At 69.1% G+C, this 16,211-nt stretch carries 14 protein-coding genes; 8 read left to right on the forward strand and 6 right to left on the reverse strand.

The window, feature by feature from the left end:
- Positions 1–33: 33 nt before the first annotated feature.
- From ACIQC0_RS12510 to ACIQC0_RS12525, 4 genes are all read right to left on the reverse strand, one after another.
- Positions 34–1,026 carry a DUF559 domain-containing protein gene (locus ACIQC0_RS12510; protein WP_400535256.1) on the reverse strand — a complete coding sequence of 331 codons (993 nt, stop codon included), beginning with the start codon at positions 1,024–1,026 and terminating at the stop codon, positions 34–36.
- Positions 1,027–1,192: 166 nt separating this feature from the next.
- Positions 1,193–2,869 (reverse strand): formate--tetrahydrofolate ligase, encoded by a 1,677-nt coding sequence (locus tag ACIQC0_RS12515; protein ID WP_377214720.1) that lies wholly within the window; start codon positions 2,867–2,869, stop codon positions 1,193–1,195.
- 10 nt (positions 2,870–2,879) lie between these two features.
- Positions 2,880–4,145, reverse strand: coding sequence for a D-inositol-3-phosphate glycosyltransferase (gene mshA, locus ACIQC0_RS12520; RefSeq protein ID WP_400535258.1), 1,266 nt, complete (start codon positions 4,143–4,145; stop codon positions 2,880–2,882).
- Between the two features lie 61 nt (positions 4,146–4,206).
- The gene (locus ACIQC0_RS12525; RefSeq protein WP_400535260.1) at positions 4,207–5,670 is read right to left on the reverse strand and encodes a 6-phospho-beta-glucosidase; all 1,464 of its coding nucleotides are present in this window, start codon (positions 5,668–5,670) and stop codon (positions 4,207–4,209) included.
- Positions 5,671–5,740: 70 nt separating this feature from the next.
- Between ACIQC0_RS12525 and ACIQC0_RS12530 the strand changes: the two genes are divergently transcribed.
- From ACIQC0_RS12530 to tsaD, 6 genes are all read left to right on the forward strand, one after another.
- Positions 5,741–6,832 (forward strand): carbohydrate kinase family protein, encoded by a 1,092-nt coding sequence (locus tag ACIQC0_RS12530; RefSeq protein ID WP_400535262.1) that lies wholly within the window; start codon positions 5,741–5,743, stop codon positions 6,830–6,832.
- Positions 6,833–6,893: 61 nt separating this feature from the next.
- On the forward strand, positions 6,894–8,111 hold the full coding sequence (alr, locus tag ACIQC0_RS12535; protein ID WP_400535264.1) for an alanine racemase: 1,218 nt from the start codon (positions 6,894–6,896) through the stop codon (positions 8,109–8,111).
- Entirely contained in the window at positions 8,108–8,680 is a 573-nt protein-coding gene (tsaE, locus tag ACIQC0_RS12540; RefSeq protein WP_400535266.1) for a tRNA (adenosine(37)-N6)-threonylcarbamoyltransferase complex ATPase subunit type 1 TsaE, read from the forward strand. The genes alr and tsaE overlap by 4 nt, the downstream gene beginning before the upstream one ends.
- Entirely contained in the window at positions 8,680–9,345 is a 666-nt protein-coding gene (tsaB, locus tag ACIQC0_RS12545) for a tRNA (adenosine(37)-N6)-threonylcarbamoyltransferase complex dimerization subunit type 1 TsaB (RefSeq protein ID WP_400535268.1), read from the forward strand. The genes tsaE and tsaB overlap by 1 nt, the downstream gene beginning before the upstream one ends.
- Positions 9,346–9,386: 41 nt before the next feature.
- Positions 9,387–9,869: a ribosomal protein S18-alanine N-acetyltransferase gene (rimI, locus tag ACIQC0_RS12550; protein ID WP_400535340.1), complete on the forward strand. Its 483-nt coding sequence runs from the start codon at positions 9,387–9,389 to the stop codon at positions 9,867–9,869.
- Complete coding sequence (tsaD, locus tag ACIQC0_RS12555) at positions 9,866–10,978, forward strand: tRNA (adenosine(37)-N6)-threonylcarbamoyltransferase complex transferase subunit TsaD (protein ID WP_400535270.1); 1,113 nt, start codon at positions 9,866–9,868, stop codon at positions 10,976–10,978. Before rimI ends, tsaD begins: the two co-directional genes overlap by 4 nt.
- 120 nt (positions 10,979–11,098) lie before the next feature.
- Here the strand turns inward: tsaD and ACIQC0_RS12560 are convergent, their stop codons facing one another.
- Complete coding sequence (locus ACIQC0_RS12560) at positions 11,099–12,250, reverse strand: glutamate--cysteine ligase (protein WP_377214728.1); 1,152 nt, start codon at positions 12,248–12,250, stop codon at positions 11,099–11,101.
- Between the two features lie 377 nt (positions 12,251–12,627).
- On the opposite strand from ACIQC0_RS12560, the gene ACIQC0_RS12565 reads away from it, so the two are divergent.
- Both ACIQC0_RS12565 and ACIQC0_RS12570 read left to right on the forward strand, forming a co-directional pair.
- Positions 12,628–14,061, forward strand: coding sequence for a glycoside hydrolase family 3 protein (locus ACIQC0_RS12565; RefSeq protein WP_400535342.1), 1,434 nt, complete (start codon positions 12,628–12,630; stop codon positions 14,059–14,061).
- Positions 14,062–14,136: 75 nt separating this feature from the next.
- Positions 14,137–14,955, forward strand: coding sequence for a shikimate 5-dehydrogenase (locus ACIQC0_RS12570; protein WP_400535272.1), 819 nt, complete (start codon positions 14,137–14,139; stop codon positions 14,953–14,955).
- Positions 14,956–14,961: 6 nt separating this feature from the next.
- Here ACIQC0_RS12570 and ACIQC0_RS12575 read toward each other — a convergent pair whose 3' ends face one another.
- A complete protein-coding gene (locus tag ACIQC0_RS12575) occupies positions 14,962–16,188 on the reverse strand; it encodes an SAM-dependent methyltransferase (protein WP_400535274.1) in 1,227 nt (408 codons plus the stop codon).
- Positions 16,189–16,211: the final 23 nt, after the last annotated feature.

Genomic DNA, 16,211 nt, shown 5'->3' on the forward strand with positions numbered 1-16,211 from the left:
CTCACTTAACGCCGCATCCCTCCCAACGCTCTCTCACTTGATGCCGGTTGTTGCGGGACGCTCCCTCAGCTGCTGTCCGGCGAAGCCCGTTGCCAGGGGGTGGTCGAGCCAGCACGTCCGCAGTGCCCGCTTGATTTTTGACACTGCGCCGTCGAAATTGTCCGCGAGATCGTCCTTGCCGAAAACCAGCACGGTCCACCCCGCCGCTTCAAAGCTCTTATCCCGTCGCCGATCGCTGAGTATCTGTTCGGCAACGAGGTGATGTCCGCCGTCGTACTGGATCGCAAGCCGGCGATGGCGGTAACCAATATCGGCCGACGGCGACCGGTCATCTCCCGCGCGCAACAGCACCTGGAGTTCGGGTTCCGGCAGCCCGGCGTCGACCATCGCAAGGCGGAGCAGGGACTCGGGCGCTGAGTCGGCCCCTATGCGCATGAGCTCGAGCGCTTCACGGGCCCGCACAACGCCCTGGAGGTTCGGATGCCGGGCCACCATTTCACGCAGCCCGGCGATCGTGTCGTAAGGCTTCGATCTTGCTTCGAAGGCGAGGCGGGGCATGCGAATGAGCTCATCGCCCATGGCCACAAGATTATGCAGCGGCAAAATCCGGGCCATATCGAGCCACGTGCGGGAGCGGGTGCTCAGGCGGATGCCATCCACCTGTTCGACTTCGTTCGAGTGAGCCACGACAGTGTGGCCGAAAACGCCCTTCCGTCTGGCCGCCGGCAGTGAACGGGGCTTGCTCAAGTGAAGCTCCGTGGTATCGGAGAGCCAGGGTGGCAATAGCTGGCACCGAATCCTGGCGGCTGTGACATGCGATATCCAAGCACCGGGGGAGGTCTCGGACAGTGCCCGGGCAGCATCTTCGAGGTCGAAATCCCAGCCAGCGGGACGGTAGAGTCCCCGGCTGACGTTGATCACATCCTTCCGGCGCAACCGGCCCGGTGTGACACCGGCAATCCTCGCGGAGTCGAATGTGAACGGCGCGGAGGCCAGCGCTCCTGGCAAGATGGTTGGCTGTCGCATGCTGGCATTGTGCCCGAAATGCCACAACCCTGCAGGAGTTATCCACAGGCAGATGTGGCGCAAACTGTTAGGTGAGAGAGGGTTGGTGGGGAGAAGGGGTTAGGTGAGAGAGGGTTGGTGGGGAGGCGGCGTTAGGTGAGAGAGGGTTGGATGGCGGGAGGCGGCGTCAGGCGAGGCCTACCGGGTTGCCTTCCGCGTCCACGTCCATGCGCATCGCGGCGGGGGTGGTTGGAAGCCCGGGCATGGTCATCACCGCACCGGTCAGCGCCACGATGAACCCGGCCCCGGTCTTGGGCAGCAGATCGCGGACGTGGATGGTGAAGCCCTTGGGGGCGCCGAGCCGGGTGGCGTCGTCCGTGAACGAATACTGGGTCTTGGCCATGCAGACGGGGAGCCCGCCCCAGCCGTTCCGTTCGATTTCCGCGAGCCGCTTCAGCGCCGGCACGGAGAAGTCCACGCCGTCGGCGCCGTATACCTCCTGAACGATGGTGCGGATCTTTTCCTCCACAGGAAGCTCCAGCGGGTACAGGTGGTGGAAGTTGTTCGGCCGCGAAACGGCGTCAGCCACAAGGGCAGCGAGTTCGTCGCCGCCGTCCCCGCCTCCGCCGCGGCCCCAGACATCCGCCACCGCGGCCGGGACGCCCTCAGCGGCGCACCATGCCAGGAGCCAGTCGAGTTCTTCGGGGGAGTCCGAACCGAAGCGATTGATGGCCACCACCGGTACCACTCCGAACTTTTCGACGTTGCGCACGTGCCGCTGCAGGTTGCAGACACCGGCCTCGAGCGCTGACAGGTCCGGCGTGGTGAGCTGGTCCTTGGCTGCCCCGCCCTGCATCTTCAGGGCCCGCACGGTGGCCACCACCACCACGGCGGAGGGAGCCAGGCCGCCGAAGCGCGCCTTGATGTCCATGAACTTTTCTGCGCCCAGGTCCGCGCCGAAGCCCGCCTCGGTGACCACGATGTCCGCCAGCCGACGTGCCGTCTGGGTGGCAATCAGCGAGTTGCAGCCGTGGGCGATGTTCGCGAAGGGCCCGCCATGGACCAGCGCCGGGGTACCCGCGATGGTCTGGACCAGGTTCGGCTTGATGGCCTCCTTCAACAGCAATGTCAGAGCGCCCTCCACGCCGAGGTCCGCCACCGTCACAGGAGCGCGGTCGTACGTGTAGCCGAAGGTGATGCGGCCCAGACGGCTGCGAAGGTCCGCCAGGTCCGTGGCCAGGCAGAATACCGCCATGATCTCGGATGCCACGGTGATGTCGAACCCGTCCTGCCGCGGCACACCCTGCGTGGGCCCGCCCAGCCCGATGACCACCTCGCGGAGGGCCCGGTCGTTCATGTCCAGCACGCGTTTGAATGTCATCCGCCGCGGGTCGATGTTCAGCGCATTGCCCTGGTAGATGTGGTTGTCCACCAGAGCCATGAGCGCGTTGTTGGCGGAGGTGATGGCGTGGAAGTCACCGGTGAAGTGCAGGTTGATCTCATCCATCGGCAGCACTTGGGAGTATCCCCCGCCGGTGGCGCCGCCCTTCATTCCCAGGACGGGTCCCAGCGACGGCTCGCGCAACGCGATCATCACCTTGTGCCCGGCGCGGGCCAGCGAATCGGCGAGCCCCACCGTGGTGGTGGACTTGCCTTCGCCCGCCGGGGTGGGAGAGACCGCCGACACCAGCACCACTTTTCCATGCGGGCCAGGCGCAACCAGCCGTGCGGGGTCGATTTTCGCCTTGTACCGCCCGTAGTATTCCACCGCCTCCGGGTTGACCCCCGCGGCGGCCGCAATGTCCTCGATGGGAAGGATCCGCGCAGTCCGCGCTATTTCCAGGTCGGTGGGAAGGCTGGGCATTGCTCTCCTGTCAGGACGCGGGGACCGCCGGTACAAGGCGGGGCCCCACATGGTTGTCGACGGCGGCGTGGTAGCTTTCGAGCGTGATGGCGGCTGTGCGGGACCAGCCGGAGTTCTGCGCGCGGATCGCAGCAGCCCGCCCCATGTCCCGGCGGGTCTCGGGATCGTCGTACAGCGCCTCAAGGGCGTCCGCCCAGTCGGCAGCGTGATGCCCGTCCACCAACAGGCCGGTCCGGCCGTGGAAGATGGCGCGCGAAAGGCCGCCCACCCGGGTGGCAACCACCGGGGTCCCGCAGGCCTGTGCTTCCAGCGCCACCAGCCCAAAGGATTCGCTGAAAGAGGGCATCACCACAACATCGGCCGCCCGGAACCATGCCGCCAGCTCAGGCGCCTTGACCGGCGGAAGCTGCGTGACGGCGTCGTCCATTCCTGCCTCGGCGATCAGGCAGCGCAGGTTGAATTCCTTGTTTCCGCTCAGCGAGCCGAGGATGGTGACGCGCAGGTCGATGTCCGGCCGGCGCCGGCGCAGGATTGCCGCGGCCTTGACCAGCACCTGGGGCCCCTTCAGCCGCTGGATCCGGCCAGCGAAAACCAGGTGGAACTGGTCCTCACCGACCCCGTGCTCTTTCCTGGCCCGGGCGCGGAAGGCAGGGGTGAAGGTGTCCAGGTCAACGCCGGGAGGTGCGATATCAATGCGGTCGTATCCGGCGCCGTAGTGTGACACAAGCTCCGCGGCCTCGGCGCTCGTGTTGGCAATGAGCCGTGCGGCACCGTCAACGATCCGGTGTTCGCCCAGTTCCCGGCGCCGCGGTTCGGGCTGTTCGCCGGATTCGAGGAGCTGGTTCTTGACCTTGGCCATGGTGTGCATCGTGTGAACCAGCGGCACGCCCCACAGGGCGGCCAGCTCCAGCCCGGCGATCCCGGACACCCAGTAGTGGGAGTGGATGACGTCATAGCGGCCGTGCGGCTGGCGGCGGCGGATTTGCTCGATTTCGGCGACCATGCTGTGCAGCAGTCCCGGCAGCTCCTCCTTGGGAACCTTGCGCGGCGGGCCCGCCAGGACGTTGTGGACACAGACGCCCGGGTCGGGATGTTCGACGGCGGGCTGGCCGGCCGAGGTGGCGCGGGTGAAGATCTCCACTTCCACGCCCGCCTCCGCCAGCGACGATGCAAGCTCGCGGATATAGACGTTCATGCCGCCCGCGTCGCCGGATCCGGGCTGTTCCATGGGGGAGGTGTGCAGTGAAAGCAGTGCGACCCTGCGGATCAATGCCATGGGACCTCCTTCCGGGCGCCGGACGGCGCGGGCTCCGGGTCAGTGCGCGTTCGATAAAACACTACTCCCCACCTGCTTCCGGCCGCCGCCCCCAGCCGTCCCCTGACCCGCCCCACAGCCGCGCCAGCTCCGGGAACGCGGCCTCGTACCCGGCCAGCAGACGCGCTGCCAGGTCCGTCGACCCCACGAGGGGATGCCGGGCGAAGGCCTCGAACGCGGTTTCCCTGTTGCCCTCCGTCACGGCACGGACCGTGAGCCGCTCCACGTCTTTGACGGCGCGCAGCAGCTTGAGCTGTTCCTCCGGCGGGGCGGCCTGGGGGATGGGCGCGGCGCCGTCGGGGGTCACCGTGCAGGGAAGTTCGACGACGGCGTCCGTCGGCAGACCCGGAATGGCAGGCAGGGCGGTGGCCTGGTTCGCCGTGGCCGGGTCCGCCGGTTCGAGGACGTTCCGCGTGTTGAGGATCAGCTGTGCCCCGCCGGCGCCTGCCCCGCCGGGGCCGCCCTCGCCGCGCCCCGACAACGCGGCCATCGCAGCGAGGGCCACCCGCTCGTAGCCTCCTCCTGCCAGGTCCTCTTCATTCCGGCGCTCCCCGTCCCGGCGTGCCTCCGCGAGATAGCCTTCCTCCCGGGAGCGGCGCGCCTCCTCCCATAACCGGTAGGCGTCCGGGCCTGCCGCCGCCAGGCGCGGGTAGAGGTCCGTCTGCTGCCCGTGGATGCTTTCTCCGCGGGTCTGCGGCATGGCGTCCATGGACTCCAGCGCGGCGTCGAGCCGGTAGTAATAATAGAGGTACTCGTTGGGCAGTGCGCCCAGGTCCGCCAGGAACGGCTGGGGGAAGAGACGGCCCTCTTCGAAGGACTGGAGGGCAGCGGGGTCGGCGAGAAGGCGGGGCAGCACGTCCAGGCCCCCCGACTCCAGGCGGTAAAGCCAGCCGAGGTGGTTCAGCCCGTAGTAGCCCACGCCGTCGAGCGTTCCCGGTGGAAGCTTCACCCCGGCCGCCCGCGCCGCCCGGTGCACCAGCCCGCCCGCCGAATCGCAGATGCCGATGACCCGGCGGCCAAGCACCGGCACCAGTGCCTCCGTGACCATCCCGGCCGGGTTGGTGAAGTTGATCAGCCACGCCGCTGGACAGATCTCCTTCATCTGCCGGGCGAGGTCCAGCATGTGAGGAATGGTGCGGAGGGCGTACGAGATGCCGCCGGCGCCGGTGGTTTCCTGGCCCAGCAGGCCAAGGCCCCGGGCAACGGACTCATCCGCCACCCGCCCGGCCGTTCCGCCGGGCCGGATGGCGGCAAACACCATGTCAGCCCCGGTCAGCCCTTCCCGGAGGCTGGTGGTGGTGCGGACGCGCAGGCGGGGATCCGGCACCGGCATGCTGTCCAGGACGGCGCGGATGGCCGCCAGCCGGGCGGGATCGACGTCGAACAGCACCAGTTCCGAGGCCAGCCCCGCGAAGCGTCCGGACGTCAGCGCCCGGTAGATCAGGGGCACCCGGAAACCCCCGCCGCCTGCAATCAGAAGCCGCATAGGAAGCAGTCTAGGCCCGGGGCAAGGCAGGCCCTACCGGATGTCCGCGGCAGGGCGTAGTGTGCCGGACATGGACGCGATTCCAGCCCGCCCGTTCGATCCCTTGGCCGGCGTCCGCCCGGCGGGCCAGGATGGATTCGACCTGCTGCTGGCCGGCACCGTGTTCCAGGACATCATCTTCACCGGGCTGCCGCATGGTCCGGAGCCCGGCACCGAAATCTGGAGCGACGGCATGGGCAGCTGCCCCGGCGGCGTGGCCAACCAGGCCATCGCAGCCGCACGGCTGGGCCTGCGCACGGGGCTGGCTGCGGCGTTCGGCGATGACGGCTACGGGGATTTCAACTGGAAGATCCTTTCCGCCCAGGAACGCGTGGACCTGAGCTTGTCGCGGCGCGTCCCGGGATGGCATTCGCCGGTGACAGTCTCGCTTTGCGTGGATCGGGACCGCTCCATGGTCACGCACGGCCACGCCGCCCCGGTGACGTCCTCCGAGCTGATCGGTGAGCCGCCGCCCACGCTCGCCGGCATCGCGGAGGTGGGGGTGGAAATCGAACCGTGGGCCAAAGCCGCCCACAAGGCCGGAGTGAAGCTGTTCGGGGACGTCGGCTGGGATCCCAGCGGCGAGTGGGCGCCGGTCCGGCTGGACAACCTCCAGTACTTCCACGCGTTCCTGCCCAACCAGCGCGAGGCGATGGCGTTCACGGGAAAGGACGATCCCTGGAGCGCCCTGTACGCGCTCGCGGACCGGGTTCCCGTTGCAGTGGTGACCCTCGGCGCGCAGGGTGCCATGGCGGTGGACTCCGAAACTGGGGAGGAGGAGTGGGTGCCCTCGCTTCCCGTCAAGGCCTACGACCCCACCGGCGCCGGGGACTGCTTCGATGCCGCGTTCATTGTCGGCAGCCTTGCGGGGTGGCCACTGGGGAACAGGCTGCGCTTCGCCAACCTCTGCGCCTCCCTGGCCGTCCAGGAGGTGGGCGGTTCGTTGGCGGCCCCGGGCTGGGGCGACATCGCGGACTGGTGGAAGCGGGCCAATGCCCGGCCGGAGCGGCAAATGAGCCAGTGGCTGCGCCGCTTCGCGTTCCTTGCGGACATCATCCAGGACGTTCCGCTGGCGGCCCAGCGCAGGGCGGCCGCGACGATCGCCCACCTTTCGGACGCCTGACGACCGGGCCGGCCGGGTGCCGGATTATTCGGCCGGAAGGGCCCGCACTAGAATCAGTAGCGTGACTACCCCCGCAACCACCGGTGAATTCAGTGCTGCCCCCGGCCGGGAGCCGCGCCACGAGCGCTCCGCTGTCATCGATCTCGACGCCATCCGCCACAACGTCCGCAGGCTCGCCGCCGCCGCATCGCCGGCCAAGGTCATGGCCGTGGTCAAGGCCGACGCCTACGGGCACGGCGCCGTCCCCGTCGCCAGGGCCGCCCTCGAAGCAGGGGCCGCCTGGCTGGGTGTCGCGCACATCTCCGAGGCCCTGTCCCTCCGTGCCGCCGGTATCGATGCACCCCTGCTGGCCTGGCTGCACACCACCGAGAGCAACTTCGGCGCTGCCGTGGCAGCCGGAATCGACATTGGCTGCTCGGGCTGGGAGCTGGACCACATCGTGGCATCGGCCCGTGAACAGGAACGCCCCGCCCGCATCCATCTGAAGGTGGACACCGGCCTGGGCCGCAACGGCGCTGCCCCGGAAGCCTGGGACCGGCTGCTCGGACAGGCCGTGGAGTACCAGGACCAGGGCCTGCTGCGGGTGGTGGGAATCTTCTCGCACCTCGCCGTGGCGGACGAACCGGAACGGCCGGAAACGGATCAGCAACTCGCCGTTTTCCGGGAGGTTCTCGCGCTCGCCGAGGATGCCGGAATCGACCTGGAAGTCCGGCACCTGGCCAACACCCCGGCCACGCTTTCGCGGCCGGACACGCATTTCGACCTGGTACGTGTTGGCCTCGGGATCTACGGACTGTCGCCGTTTGACGGCACCACATCCGCGGAGCTCGGCCTGCGGCCGGCTATGTCGCTGCGCACGCTGGTGTCGCAGTGCAAGGCCGTCCCCGACGGGCAGGGCGTCTCCTATGGCCTTCGCTACCACACGGACGGACCCAGCACGCTCGCGCTGATCCCCGTGGGGTACGCCGACGGAGTGCCGCGCGTCGCTACGGGCGGGCCGGTCCGGCTCGCCGGCCGGACGTACCCCGTGGTGGGCCGGATCGCCATGGACCAGATGGTCATCGACCTCGGCGGGGCACCGGATGCGGGTGCAGGGCTGCTCGGTGCCGAAGCTGAGCTGTTCGGGGACGGATCCGACGGCGGCCCTACCGCCGACGACTGGGCGCGTGCCGCCGGGACCATTAACTATGAGGTGGTCACCCGGATCAGCCCGCGGGTGCCGCGGCGGTTCATCAACGAGGCCGGTCCTTCGGCCGCCGGGCCGGAGGCTACGTCATGAGCGGTCCCGCATCGCCGATTTGGGAAAAGACGTTGAGCGCGACGACGGCGGACCAGACCCACGCCCTCGGCGCACGGCTCGCCGGCGTGCTGAAGCCCGGGGACCTTGTGGTGCTCTCCGGCGAGCTGGGTGCCGGCAAGACGACGTTCACCCAGGGCCTGGGGGAGGGCCTGGGCGTGCGCGCCGGGGTCATTTCCCCCACCTTCGTCCTGGTCCGTATCCACCCCAACCTGCCGGACGGCCCCCGGCCCGGCGGCCCGGACCTGGTCCACGTGGACGCCTACCGGCTGGGCTCCGCGGCAGAGATCGACGACATTGACCTGGAAAACACCATGGACACCGCCGTCACCGTGGTGGAGTGGGGCCGCGACCGGGTGGAACACCTGAGCGAGAGCCGGCTGGAGATCGACCTGCACCGTGCCATCGGCGGAGCGGCGGCGGAATCGAAACTGGACGAAGGCGACGTCCTGGACTTCGACGACGCCGACGTGGACGAGCCCCGGACCATCGTGATGCGCGGCTACGGTCCGCGCTGGCCGGCCGCCCCGGACCTGGAAGGACCCCGCTGATGCTCATCCTGGCCATCGATACCTCTGCCGTAGCCAGCGCCGCCCTGGTCCACTCCACGGACGGTGTCATAGCGGGCTTCGCCACCGAGGACACCCGCAGCCATGCTGAGGTACTGGCGCCCGGGATTGAAACCATGCTGGGCGGCGCGGGCGCGACTGGGGCGGACATCGACGCGCTGGTCACTGGCGTAGGGCCGGGACCTTTCACCGGGCTGCGCTCCGGTATCGCCACTGCCCGCACCCTCGCTTTCGTCTGGGGCAAGCCCCTGCACGGCCTGATGAGCCTGGACGCCATCGCCCTGGAAGTTGCCGATTCCTCCACCACGGCCCGGGACTTCCTGGTGGTGACGGATGCCCGCCGCAAAGAGGTGTACTGGGCGCGGTATTCCCTCGTGGACGGCGGGCTCCCGCAGCTGGTGGACGGCCCGCACGTCGGGTTCGCCGCGGACCTTCCGGACCTGCCGGCGTTCGGTGCAGGGGCGGGACTTTACGCTGATCTGTTGAAGGCCGATCCGGAGTTTGCCCGGCAACAGCCTGATGCGGCACACCTGGGCCGGTTCGCGCTGGCGAGGCTGACCGCCGGCGGCACGCTCCTGGACTCGACGCCGCTGTACCTGCGCGAGTCCGACGCGCAGGTGCCCGGTCCCCGAAAGCGGGCCCTGTGACTACTCCGGCAGAAGGGAGCCCGGGCATCACCCTGCGGGCCATGACACTGGAGGACGTCGCCGCAGTCCACGCCCTGGAACAGCGGCTCTTCCCGGTGGATGCCTGGCCGCTGCAGATGTTCGTGGACGAACTGTCCCAGCCGGAGACCCGCAGCTATGTCGTCGCGGAGGGCGCCAGCGGCATTGTGGGCTATGCCGGGCTGATGTGCATCGAGCCCATCGCGGACGTCCAGACGATCGCCGTCGTGCCCGAATCGGAAGGGCGCGGCATCGGCAGCACCCTCCTGGCTACCCTGATCGGCGAGGCCCGGCAGCGCCGGGCCGCCGACGTGCTGCTGGAGGTCCGCGCCGACAACCCCCGTGCCCAGCAGTTGTACCTGCGGTTCGGCTTCGAACAGATCCACGTGCGCCCGCGCTATTACCGCGACGGCGTGGACGCACTCATCATGCGGCTCCAGCTCAGCGGCGCACCCGCCGAGCAGACAAGTGCGGGCCAGCCCAACAAGGAAGCAGGCCAGCCATGAACCGCTCGCAGCCACTGGTGCTGGGGATCGAATCGTCCTGTGACGAGACCGGCGTGGGGATCGTCCGCGGCACCACCCTGCTGACCAACACCGTCTCCTCGTCCATGGACGAGCACGTGCGGTTCGGCGGGGTCATTCCGGAAATCGCGTCCCGGGCGCACCTGGACGCCTTCGTTCCTACACTGCAGGAGGCCCTGGACGATGCCGGCGTCGCGCTTGACGACGTCGACGCCCTCGCCGTCACCTCCGGGCCCGGCCTGGCGGGTGCGCTCATGGTGGGCGTCTGCGCGGCCAAAGCACTGGCCGTGGCCACCGGAAAGCCGCTGTACGCGATCAACCACTTAGTGGCGCACGTGGGGGTCGGGCTGCTCGACGGCGGACCCGGCACCGCCGCGGCGACAGGTGCCGGGGCCGCCCCCAGGCTTCCCGAAAACCTCGGCGCCCTGCTGGTCTCCGGCGGGCACACGGAAATCCTGCGCATCAACAGCATCACGGACGACGTCGTGCTCCTCGGCTCCACCATCGATGACGCCGCGGGCGAAGCATTCGACAAGGTGGCCCGCATCCTGGGACTCGGCTACCCGGGCGGTCCGGCCATCGACAAGGCGGCCCGGGAAGGCAATCCCAAGGCCATCCGGTTCCCGCGCGGCCTCACCCAGCCGAAGTACATGGGCACAGCGGAGGAACCCGGACGACACCGTTACGACTGGTCCTTCAGCGGTCTGAAGACGGCCGTGGCGCGCTGCGTGGAGCAGTTCGAGGCACGCGGTGAAGAGGTGCCCGTGGCCGACATTGCAGCGGCGTTCCAGGAGGCAGTGGTGGACGTGGTGTCAGCCAAGGCTGTCCTGGCCTGCCGGGAGCAGGGCATTCACGACGTCCTGCTGGGCGGCGGCGTGGCGGCGAACTCCAGGCTCCGCGAACTGACCGGGCAGCGGTGCGCATCCGCCGGGATCAGGCTCCATGTGCCGCCGCTGGGCCTCTGCACGGACAACGGCGCCATGGTCGCTGCCCTCGGTGCGCAGCTGGTGATGGCAGGAGTGGCGCCGAGCGGTATCAAGTTCGCCCCGGACTCGTCACTGCCGGTCACCTCGGTCTCCCTCGGCGCCTAGAACCCGACTTGCTCTATCAGTTGTGGTCCCTAAAACGCCGTTTTAGGGACCACAACTGATAGAGCAACGAGGCGGGGGTAGGGCGGGGCCAGGGGGACAGAGGGCGGAGCCAGGGCAGGGTCAGGCGGTCGGGCCGCTGCGCATCTGGCGGACCAGGTCCAGGACCACAGCCTGCAGGTTGCCGCCGTTCTCTTCGGCCACCCGGCGCTGGCGCTGGTACCCGGCCCCGCGGCGGATGATCTTCTCGACATCGGCAAGTTCGTCCGAGCAGCGCAGCTTGGCGGCCACGGGCTCCAGCCGGTTCAGCGTCTCCAGCAGGTGGTCCGTGACCAGCTGTTCGCGGCCGGACGCGTCCAGGATGATGATGGCGTCCATTCCGTACCGGGCTGCGCGCCACTTGTTTTCCTGGACATGCCAGGGCTGCATGGTGGGGATGGTGCCCCCGTTGTCCAGGGTGGTGGAGAATTCGTCCACCAGGCACTGGGTCAGCGCGGCCACCGCCCCCACTTCTTCCAGCGTCGCCAGGCCATCGCAGATGCGCATCTCGATGGTGCCCAGGGCGGGCACCGGGCGGATATCCCAGCGGATCTCGGAGATGGTGTCGATGACCCCGGTGGTGAACATGTCCTGGACGTAGGATTCGTATTCCTCCCAGGTACCGAACTGGAAGGGCAGGCCGGCGGTGGGAAGCTGCTGGAACATCAGCGCACGCTGAGATGCGTAGCCGGTGTCCTCGCCGCCCCAGAACGGGCTGGATGCGGACAGCGCCTGGAAGTGCGGAAAGTAGTTGACCAGCCCGTCCAGCACCGGCAGCGCCTTTTCGCGGCGGTCCAGGCCAACGTGCACGTGCACCCCGTAAATGACCATCTGCCGGCCCCACCACTGGGTGCGGTCGATCAGCTTCGCGTACCGCGCCTTGTCCGTGACCGGCTGCAGCTGCGGCGGGCTGAACGGGTGGCTTCCGGCGCAGAACAGCTCCACGCCCATGGGATCGGTGATTTCACGGACGGCCGCCACGGAGCGGGCGAGGTCTTCCTTCGCCTCGGCGGCAGTTTCGCAGATGCCGGTGACCAGTTCCACCGTGTTGAGCAGCAGTTCCTGCTTGATGTGGGGGTGCTCATCGTCTTCGTTCAGCTCCGGGTGCCGGGCTGCGACGCCGCGGAGGACCTCGTTGGCCACGGAAGCCAGCTCGCCGGTCCTGCCGTCCACCAGCGCAAGCTCCCATTCAACCCCGAGGGTTGATTGCCGCGAAGCAGCGAAGTCGATCTCCACGCATTTCCTCACTGTCCTGTTTGCCGCTGGCTGGTGCCGCTGACAGGCTGCTGCCGGCAGGCGAACGGATGGTCCCAGTCTAGTGCAGGGGTAGCATCGGAGTGATGGCCCCGTTCCAGCAGCACCGTGAGAGTCTTCACACCAGCGTCCGCGTCATTGCGGCGGCAGCCGCATCAGCACTCCTCGTTTCGTGCGCGCCGGCCCCGGCACCCGGCCCGCCGTCGTCGGCCGCTTCCAGCCCCGCCGCGCCCTCCGAAACAGAACGCACGACGCCGGGCCCTGCCCCGTCCTCCCCGTCACCGGATCCTCGCTCCCGGCCCCTCGGCTGGGGACCCGAACAGCAGGACTCGGAGGCGGCCGCCGCCGCAGTCGCCGCGATGACACCAGAGGAAAAAGCCGGGCAGGTGATCCTGCCGTTCTTCACGGGCCGGGACGTGGAGGCCCACGCCAAGGTGATTGAGCGCCTGCACCTGGCCGGGTCCATCATCATGGGGGACAACGTCCCCGTGGACGCCGCCGGAGCGGTCAAGCCCGACGCCATGAGGGCTGTCAACCAGCGGCTCGCGAAGGCCTCTTCCGGGCGGCCCTGGCCCGGCATCATCGCCGTGGACCAAGAGGGCGGACAGGTCTCGCGCCTGGGCCGGCCGCTGACTGAATGGCCGTCTCCCATGAGCTACGGCGCAGCCGGAAACGGCGCGCTGGCCAGGCTGTCGGGGAAGGCACTGGCCTCGGAGCTGGCCCATCTCGGCTTCAACATGGACTTTGCCCCCGACGCGGACGTGACCATGGGGCCGAAAGATCCCACGATCGGTGCCCGGTCCTTCTCGGCGGACCCGGCGGTGGCAGCGTCCCTGTCCGTGGAGTTCTCCCGCGGCCTGCTCCAGGCGGGCATCCTGCCTTCCGCCAAGCATTTTCCGGGGCATGGGTCGGTCACCGCGGATTCGCACCTCAGCCTTCCCGTGCAGGGTGCCGGCCGTGCGCGGCTCGAAGCCCGCGACTGGAAGCCGTTCCGCGCAGCCGTGGAGGCCGGCGTTCCCATGGTGATGACCGGGCACATTGCTGTGCCCGCGCTCGAGCCCGGCGTCCCGGCGTCGTTATCCAAGGCCACGTACGGCGCGCTCCGGGACTTCGGGTTCGACGGCGTGGCCGTGACCGACGCCCTGAACATGTCCGCCGTCAAGGGCAGATACCCGGACGGGCAGGCCGCCGTCCTGGCGCTGGCCGCGGGCGCCGACCTGCTGCTCATGCCCGCGGACGCGGCACAGGCCCACGCCGCGGTCGTCCAAGCCGTCACGAACGGCGTCCTTTCCGTGGAGCGCCTGGACGAGGCTGCCGTCCGCGTGGCCACCATGATGCACTGGCGCGGACGCATGGGTGCGCCTGCCGGAACACCGCCGGGCAGCGGGGCGGCCCTGTCTTCACGCGTCTCGGCCGCCGCCGTCACCGTCCTGGCTGGCAAGTGCCAGGGGCCGCTGGTCCCGGGTGCCGTGCGTGTGACGGGCGGGGCTCCCCGCGACCGGGCGCTGTTCGCCGCTGCGGCGGGGCGGGCAGGACTCAGGATGGGCTCAGGCCCGGTGGTGGACCTGGTGGGTTTCGGCGGCAGGCCGGGGAGGGGCGATATTGCGGTGGCGCTGGACGCACCATGGTCCCTCGCAGGGTCCCCGGCCCCGGTGAAACTGGCGATCTACGGCCGGACGCCGGGCGCCTTCGACGCGCTGGCAGCCGTGCTGGCCGGGAAGGCGACGGCCCCTGGAAAGCTGCCGGCCGCCGTCGGACGTTACCCGGCGGGAACCGGGTGCCCAACTAAGTAGCACCAAGTGTCGTTTTGGGGTATCAAAATGACACTTGGCGCTACCTAGTTGGGCGGGTGCGGGTTAAATGGTTCCGTGCCCATCCTGAATAAAGACATGACCCTCTGTATCTCACTGTCGGCGCGTCCCAGCAATAACGGGACCCGCTTCCACAACCACCTGTATGAGCAGCTTGGCCTGAACTGGATCTATAAGGCGTTCGCGCCGGCCAACCTGGAGCAGGCGATCGCCGGGGTCCGCGGCCTTGGCATCCGGGGCTGCGCCGTGTCCATGCCGTACAAGGAGGACGTGATCGCGCTGGTGGACCGGATGGATCCGTCCGCCTTGGCGATCGACTCGGTGAACACCATCGTCAACACCGACGGGCACCTCACGGCCTACAACACGGATTACACCGCCATCGAACAGCTGCTTGCCACCAACGCCGTGCCCACCGGCTATTCCGTGCTGGTGCAGGGCGCCGGCGGCATGGCCAAGGCTACGGTTGCCGCGCTGCGCGACGCCGGCTTCCGGAACGTCACTGTCATTGCGCGGAACGAGGGGACCGGGCGGGCGCTCGCAGAGCAGTATGGTTTCCACTGGCAGCCGGCGCTGGAGGGCGCCACCGCGGACCTCATCATCAACGTGACGCCCATCGGCATGGCCGGAGGCGCCGAGGCGGACGCGCTGTCCTTCCCGCAGGAAACGGTCGACGCCGCCCGGCTGGTTTTCGACGTCGTGGCACTTCCGGCCGAAACACCGCTGATCCGGGCGGCCCGCGCTGCCGGCAAGCCGGTGATTACGGGGGCTGAGGTGGCCACCATCCAGGCACTGGAGCAGTTTGTGCTCTACACCGGCATCCGGCCCTCGCCGGAGCAGGTGCGCGCGGCCGAGGAGTTCATGCGGGCGCAGTAGCGGCGCCTACGCCGGTTCCACCACCACGGCCACCCGGTCCTCGCCGATGCGGGTGAGCACCAGGGTGGCGGTCTTCCCGGCTCCCTTCCGGGCAGGCTTGCCGGAGGGGAGCAGTTGTTTGCGCAGCTCTTCCGGGGTCACGGCCGTGCCGCGTTTCTTGATGTCCAGCACCGTGATGCCGTTGTCCTTCACCCAGGCCTTGAGCGCCTTGACGTTATAAGGCATGACCTCCAGGACCCGGTAGGCGCGCGCGAAGGGGTTGTCGACCAGTTCCGGCGCGCAGATGTAGGCGATGTGCTCGTCCACCAGGTGCCCGCCGAGCTGGAGCGCGACGTCGGCCACGAGCCCCGCACGGATCACAGCCCCGTCGGGTTCGTACAGGTAGCCTTCCACGGCTCCCACCGGCGCGTCCGGGCCTGCTCCGAAGTCCTCGCCGCTGGTTATTTCGGCCGCCCCCTGCGGACCAAGGACCAGCGCGGCGCGGCGGACGCCGGGACGGCTGACAGCGTTGAACCACAGCGTCACTTCGGTGACGTCGCCGCCCACGGAGACCCACTGGGCCTCGCAGCCAGCCGGCACGGACTCGTGCGGCATGCCCGGGCCCATCTTCACGCCCACCGCCTTGCCGGTGGCGGCCAGTGCCTCCACGAAGGACAGCGGCGGGGAGAAGGCCTCCGGATCCCAGATCCTCCGGGTGCCGGACGTGGAGGTGACCCGGCGCGCGGGATCCAGCCAGACGCCGTCGGCGTCCTCCAGGGATACCGCCGTGGCATCGGCGTGGACCACCGTTGCGTTGGGGAAGGGAATCAGGTTGACGGTGGCGCAGGCAGCGGTGGTTTCGTCCATCTCCACGGCGGTAACCGTGAGGTCCAGCGACGCCATGGCCAGGGAGTCTGCTCCGATCCCGCAGCCCAGGTCCGCTACGTGCCGGATTCCGGCGGCTGCGAAGCGCTCGGCATGGCGGGCAGCGACATTCAGCCGGGTGGCCTGCTCCAGACCGGCCTGGGTGAAGAGCATCCGCGAGGCGAACTCGCCAAACTTCGCTTCGGCCCGCGTCCGGAGCCGCGACTGGGTGAGGACGGCGGACACGAGCGCGGGGGAGTGGCCGGCCTTGCGGAGCGCTGCGTTCAGGTGGAACGACTCGTCCTCCCGGTACGGGCCCAGGGAGCCCAGCAGGTCCCAGCCTTCGGGGGTGAGCAGCGGCGCAATCTGGTCCTGGGGAGCTTCAGCCATGGGTTCCAGCCTAGTGGAGGAGC

It is taken from the genome of Pseudarthrobacter sp. NPDC092419, from assembly GCF_044755045.1.
Taxonomy (GTDB): domain Bacteria; phylum Actinomycetota; class Actinomycetes; order Actinomycetales; family Micrococcaceae; genus Arthrobacter.

Coding starts and splice junctions, on each gene's coding strand:
- ACIQC0_RS12510 (WP_400535256.1), bottom strand. CDS start 1,026: ATGCGACAGCCAACCATCTTGCCAGGAGCGCTGGCCTCCGCGCCGTTC.
- ACIQC0_RS12515 (WP_377214720.1), bottom strand. CDS start 2,869: ATGCCCAGCCTTCCCACCGACCTGGAAATAGCGCGGACTGCGCGGATC.
- mshA (WP_400535258.1), bottom strand. CDS start 4,145: ATGGCATTGATCCGCAGGGTCGCACTGCTTTCACTGCACACCTCCCCC.
- ACIQC0_RS12525 (WP_400535260.1), bottom strand. CDS start 5,670: ATGCGGCTTCTGATTGCAGGCGGCGGGGGTTTCCGGGTGCCCCTGATC.
- ACIQC0_RS12530 (WP_400535262.1), top strand. CDS start 5,741: ATGGACGCGATTCCAGCCCGCCCGTTCGATCCCTTGGCCGGCGTCCGC.
- tsaE (WP_400535266.1), top strand. CDS start 8,108: ATGAGCGGTCCCGCATCGCCGATTTGGGAAAAGACGTTGAGCGCGACG.
- tsaB (WP_400535268.1), top strand. CDS start 8,680: ATGCTCATCCTGGCCATCGATACCTCTGCCGTAGCCAGCGCCGCCCTG.
- rimI (WP_400535340.1), top strand. CDS start 9,387: ATGACACTGGAGGACGTCGCCGCAGTCCACGCCCTGGAACAGCGGCTC.
- tsaD (WP_400535270.1), top strand. CDS start 9,866: ATGAACCGCTCGCAGCCACTGGTGCTGGGGATCGAATCGTCCTGTGAC.
- ACIQC0_RS12565 (WP_400535342.1), top strand. CDS start 12,628: ATGACACCAGAGGAAAAAGCCGGGCAGGTGATCCTGCCGTTCTTCACG.
- ACIQC0_RS12575 (WP_400535274.1), bottom strand. CDS start 16,188: ATGGCTGAAGCTCCCCAGGACCAGATTGCGCCGCTGCTCACCCCCGAA.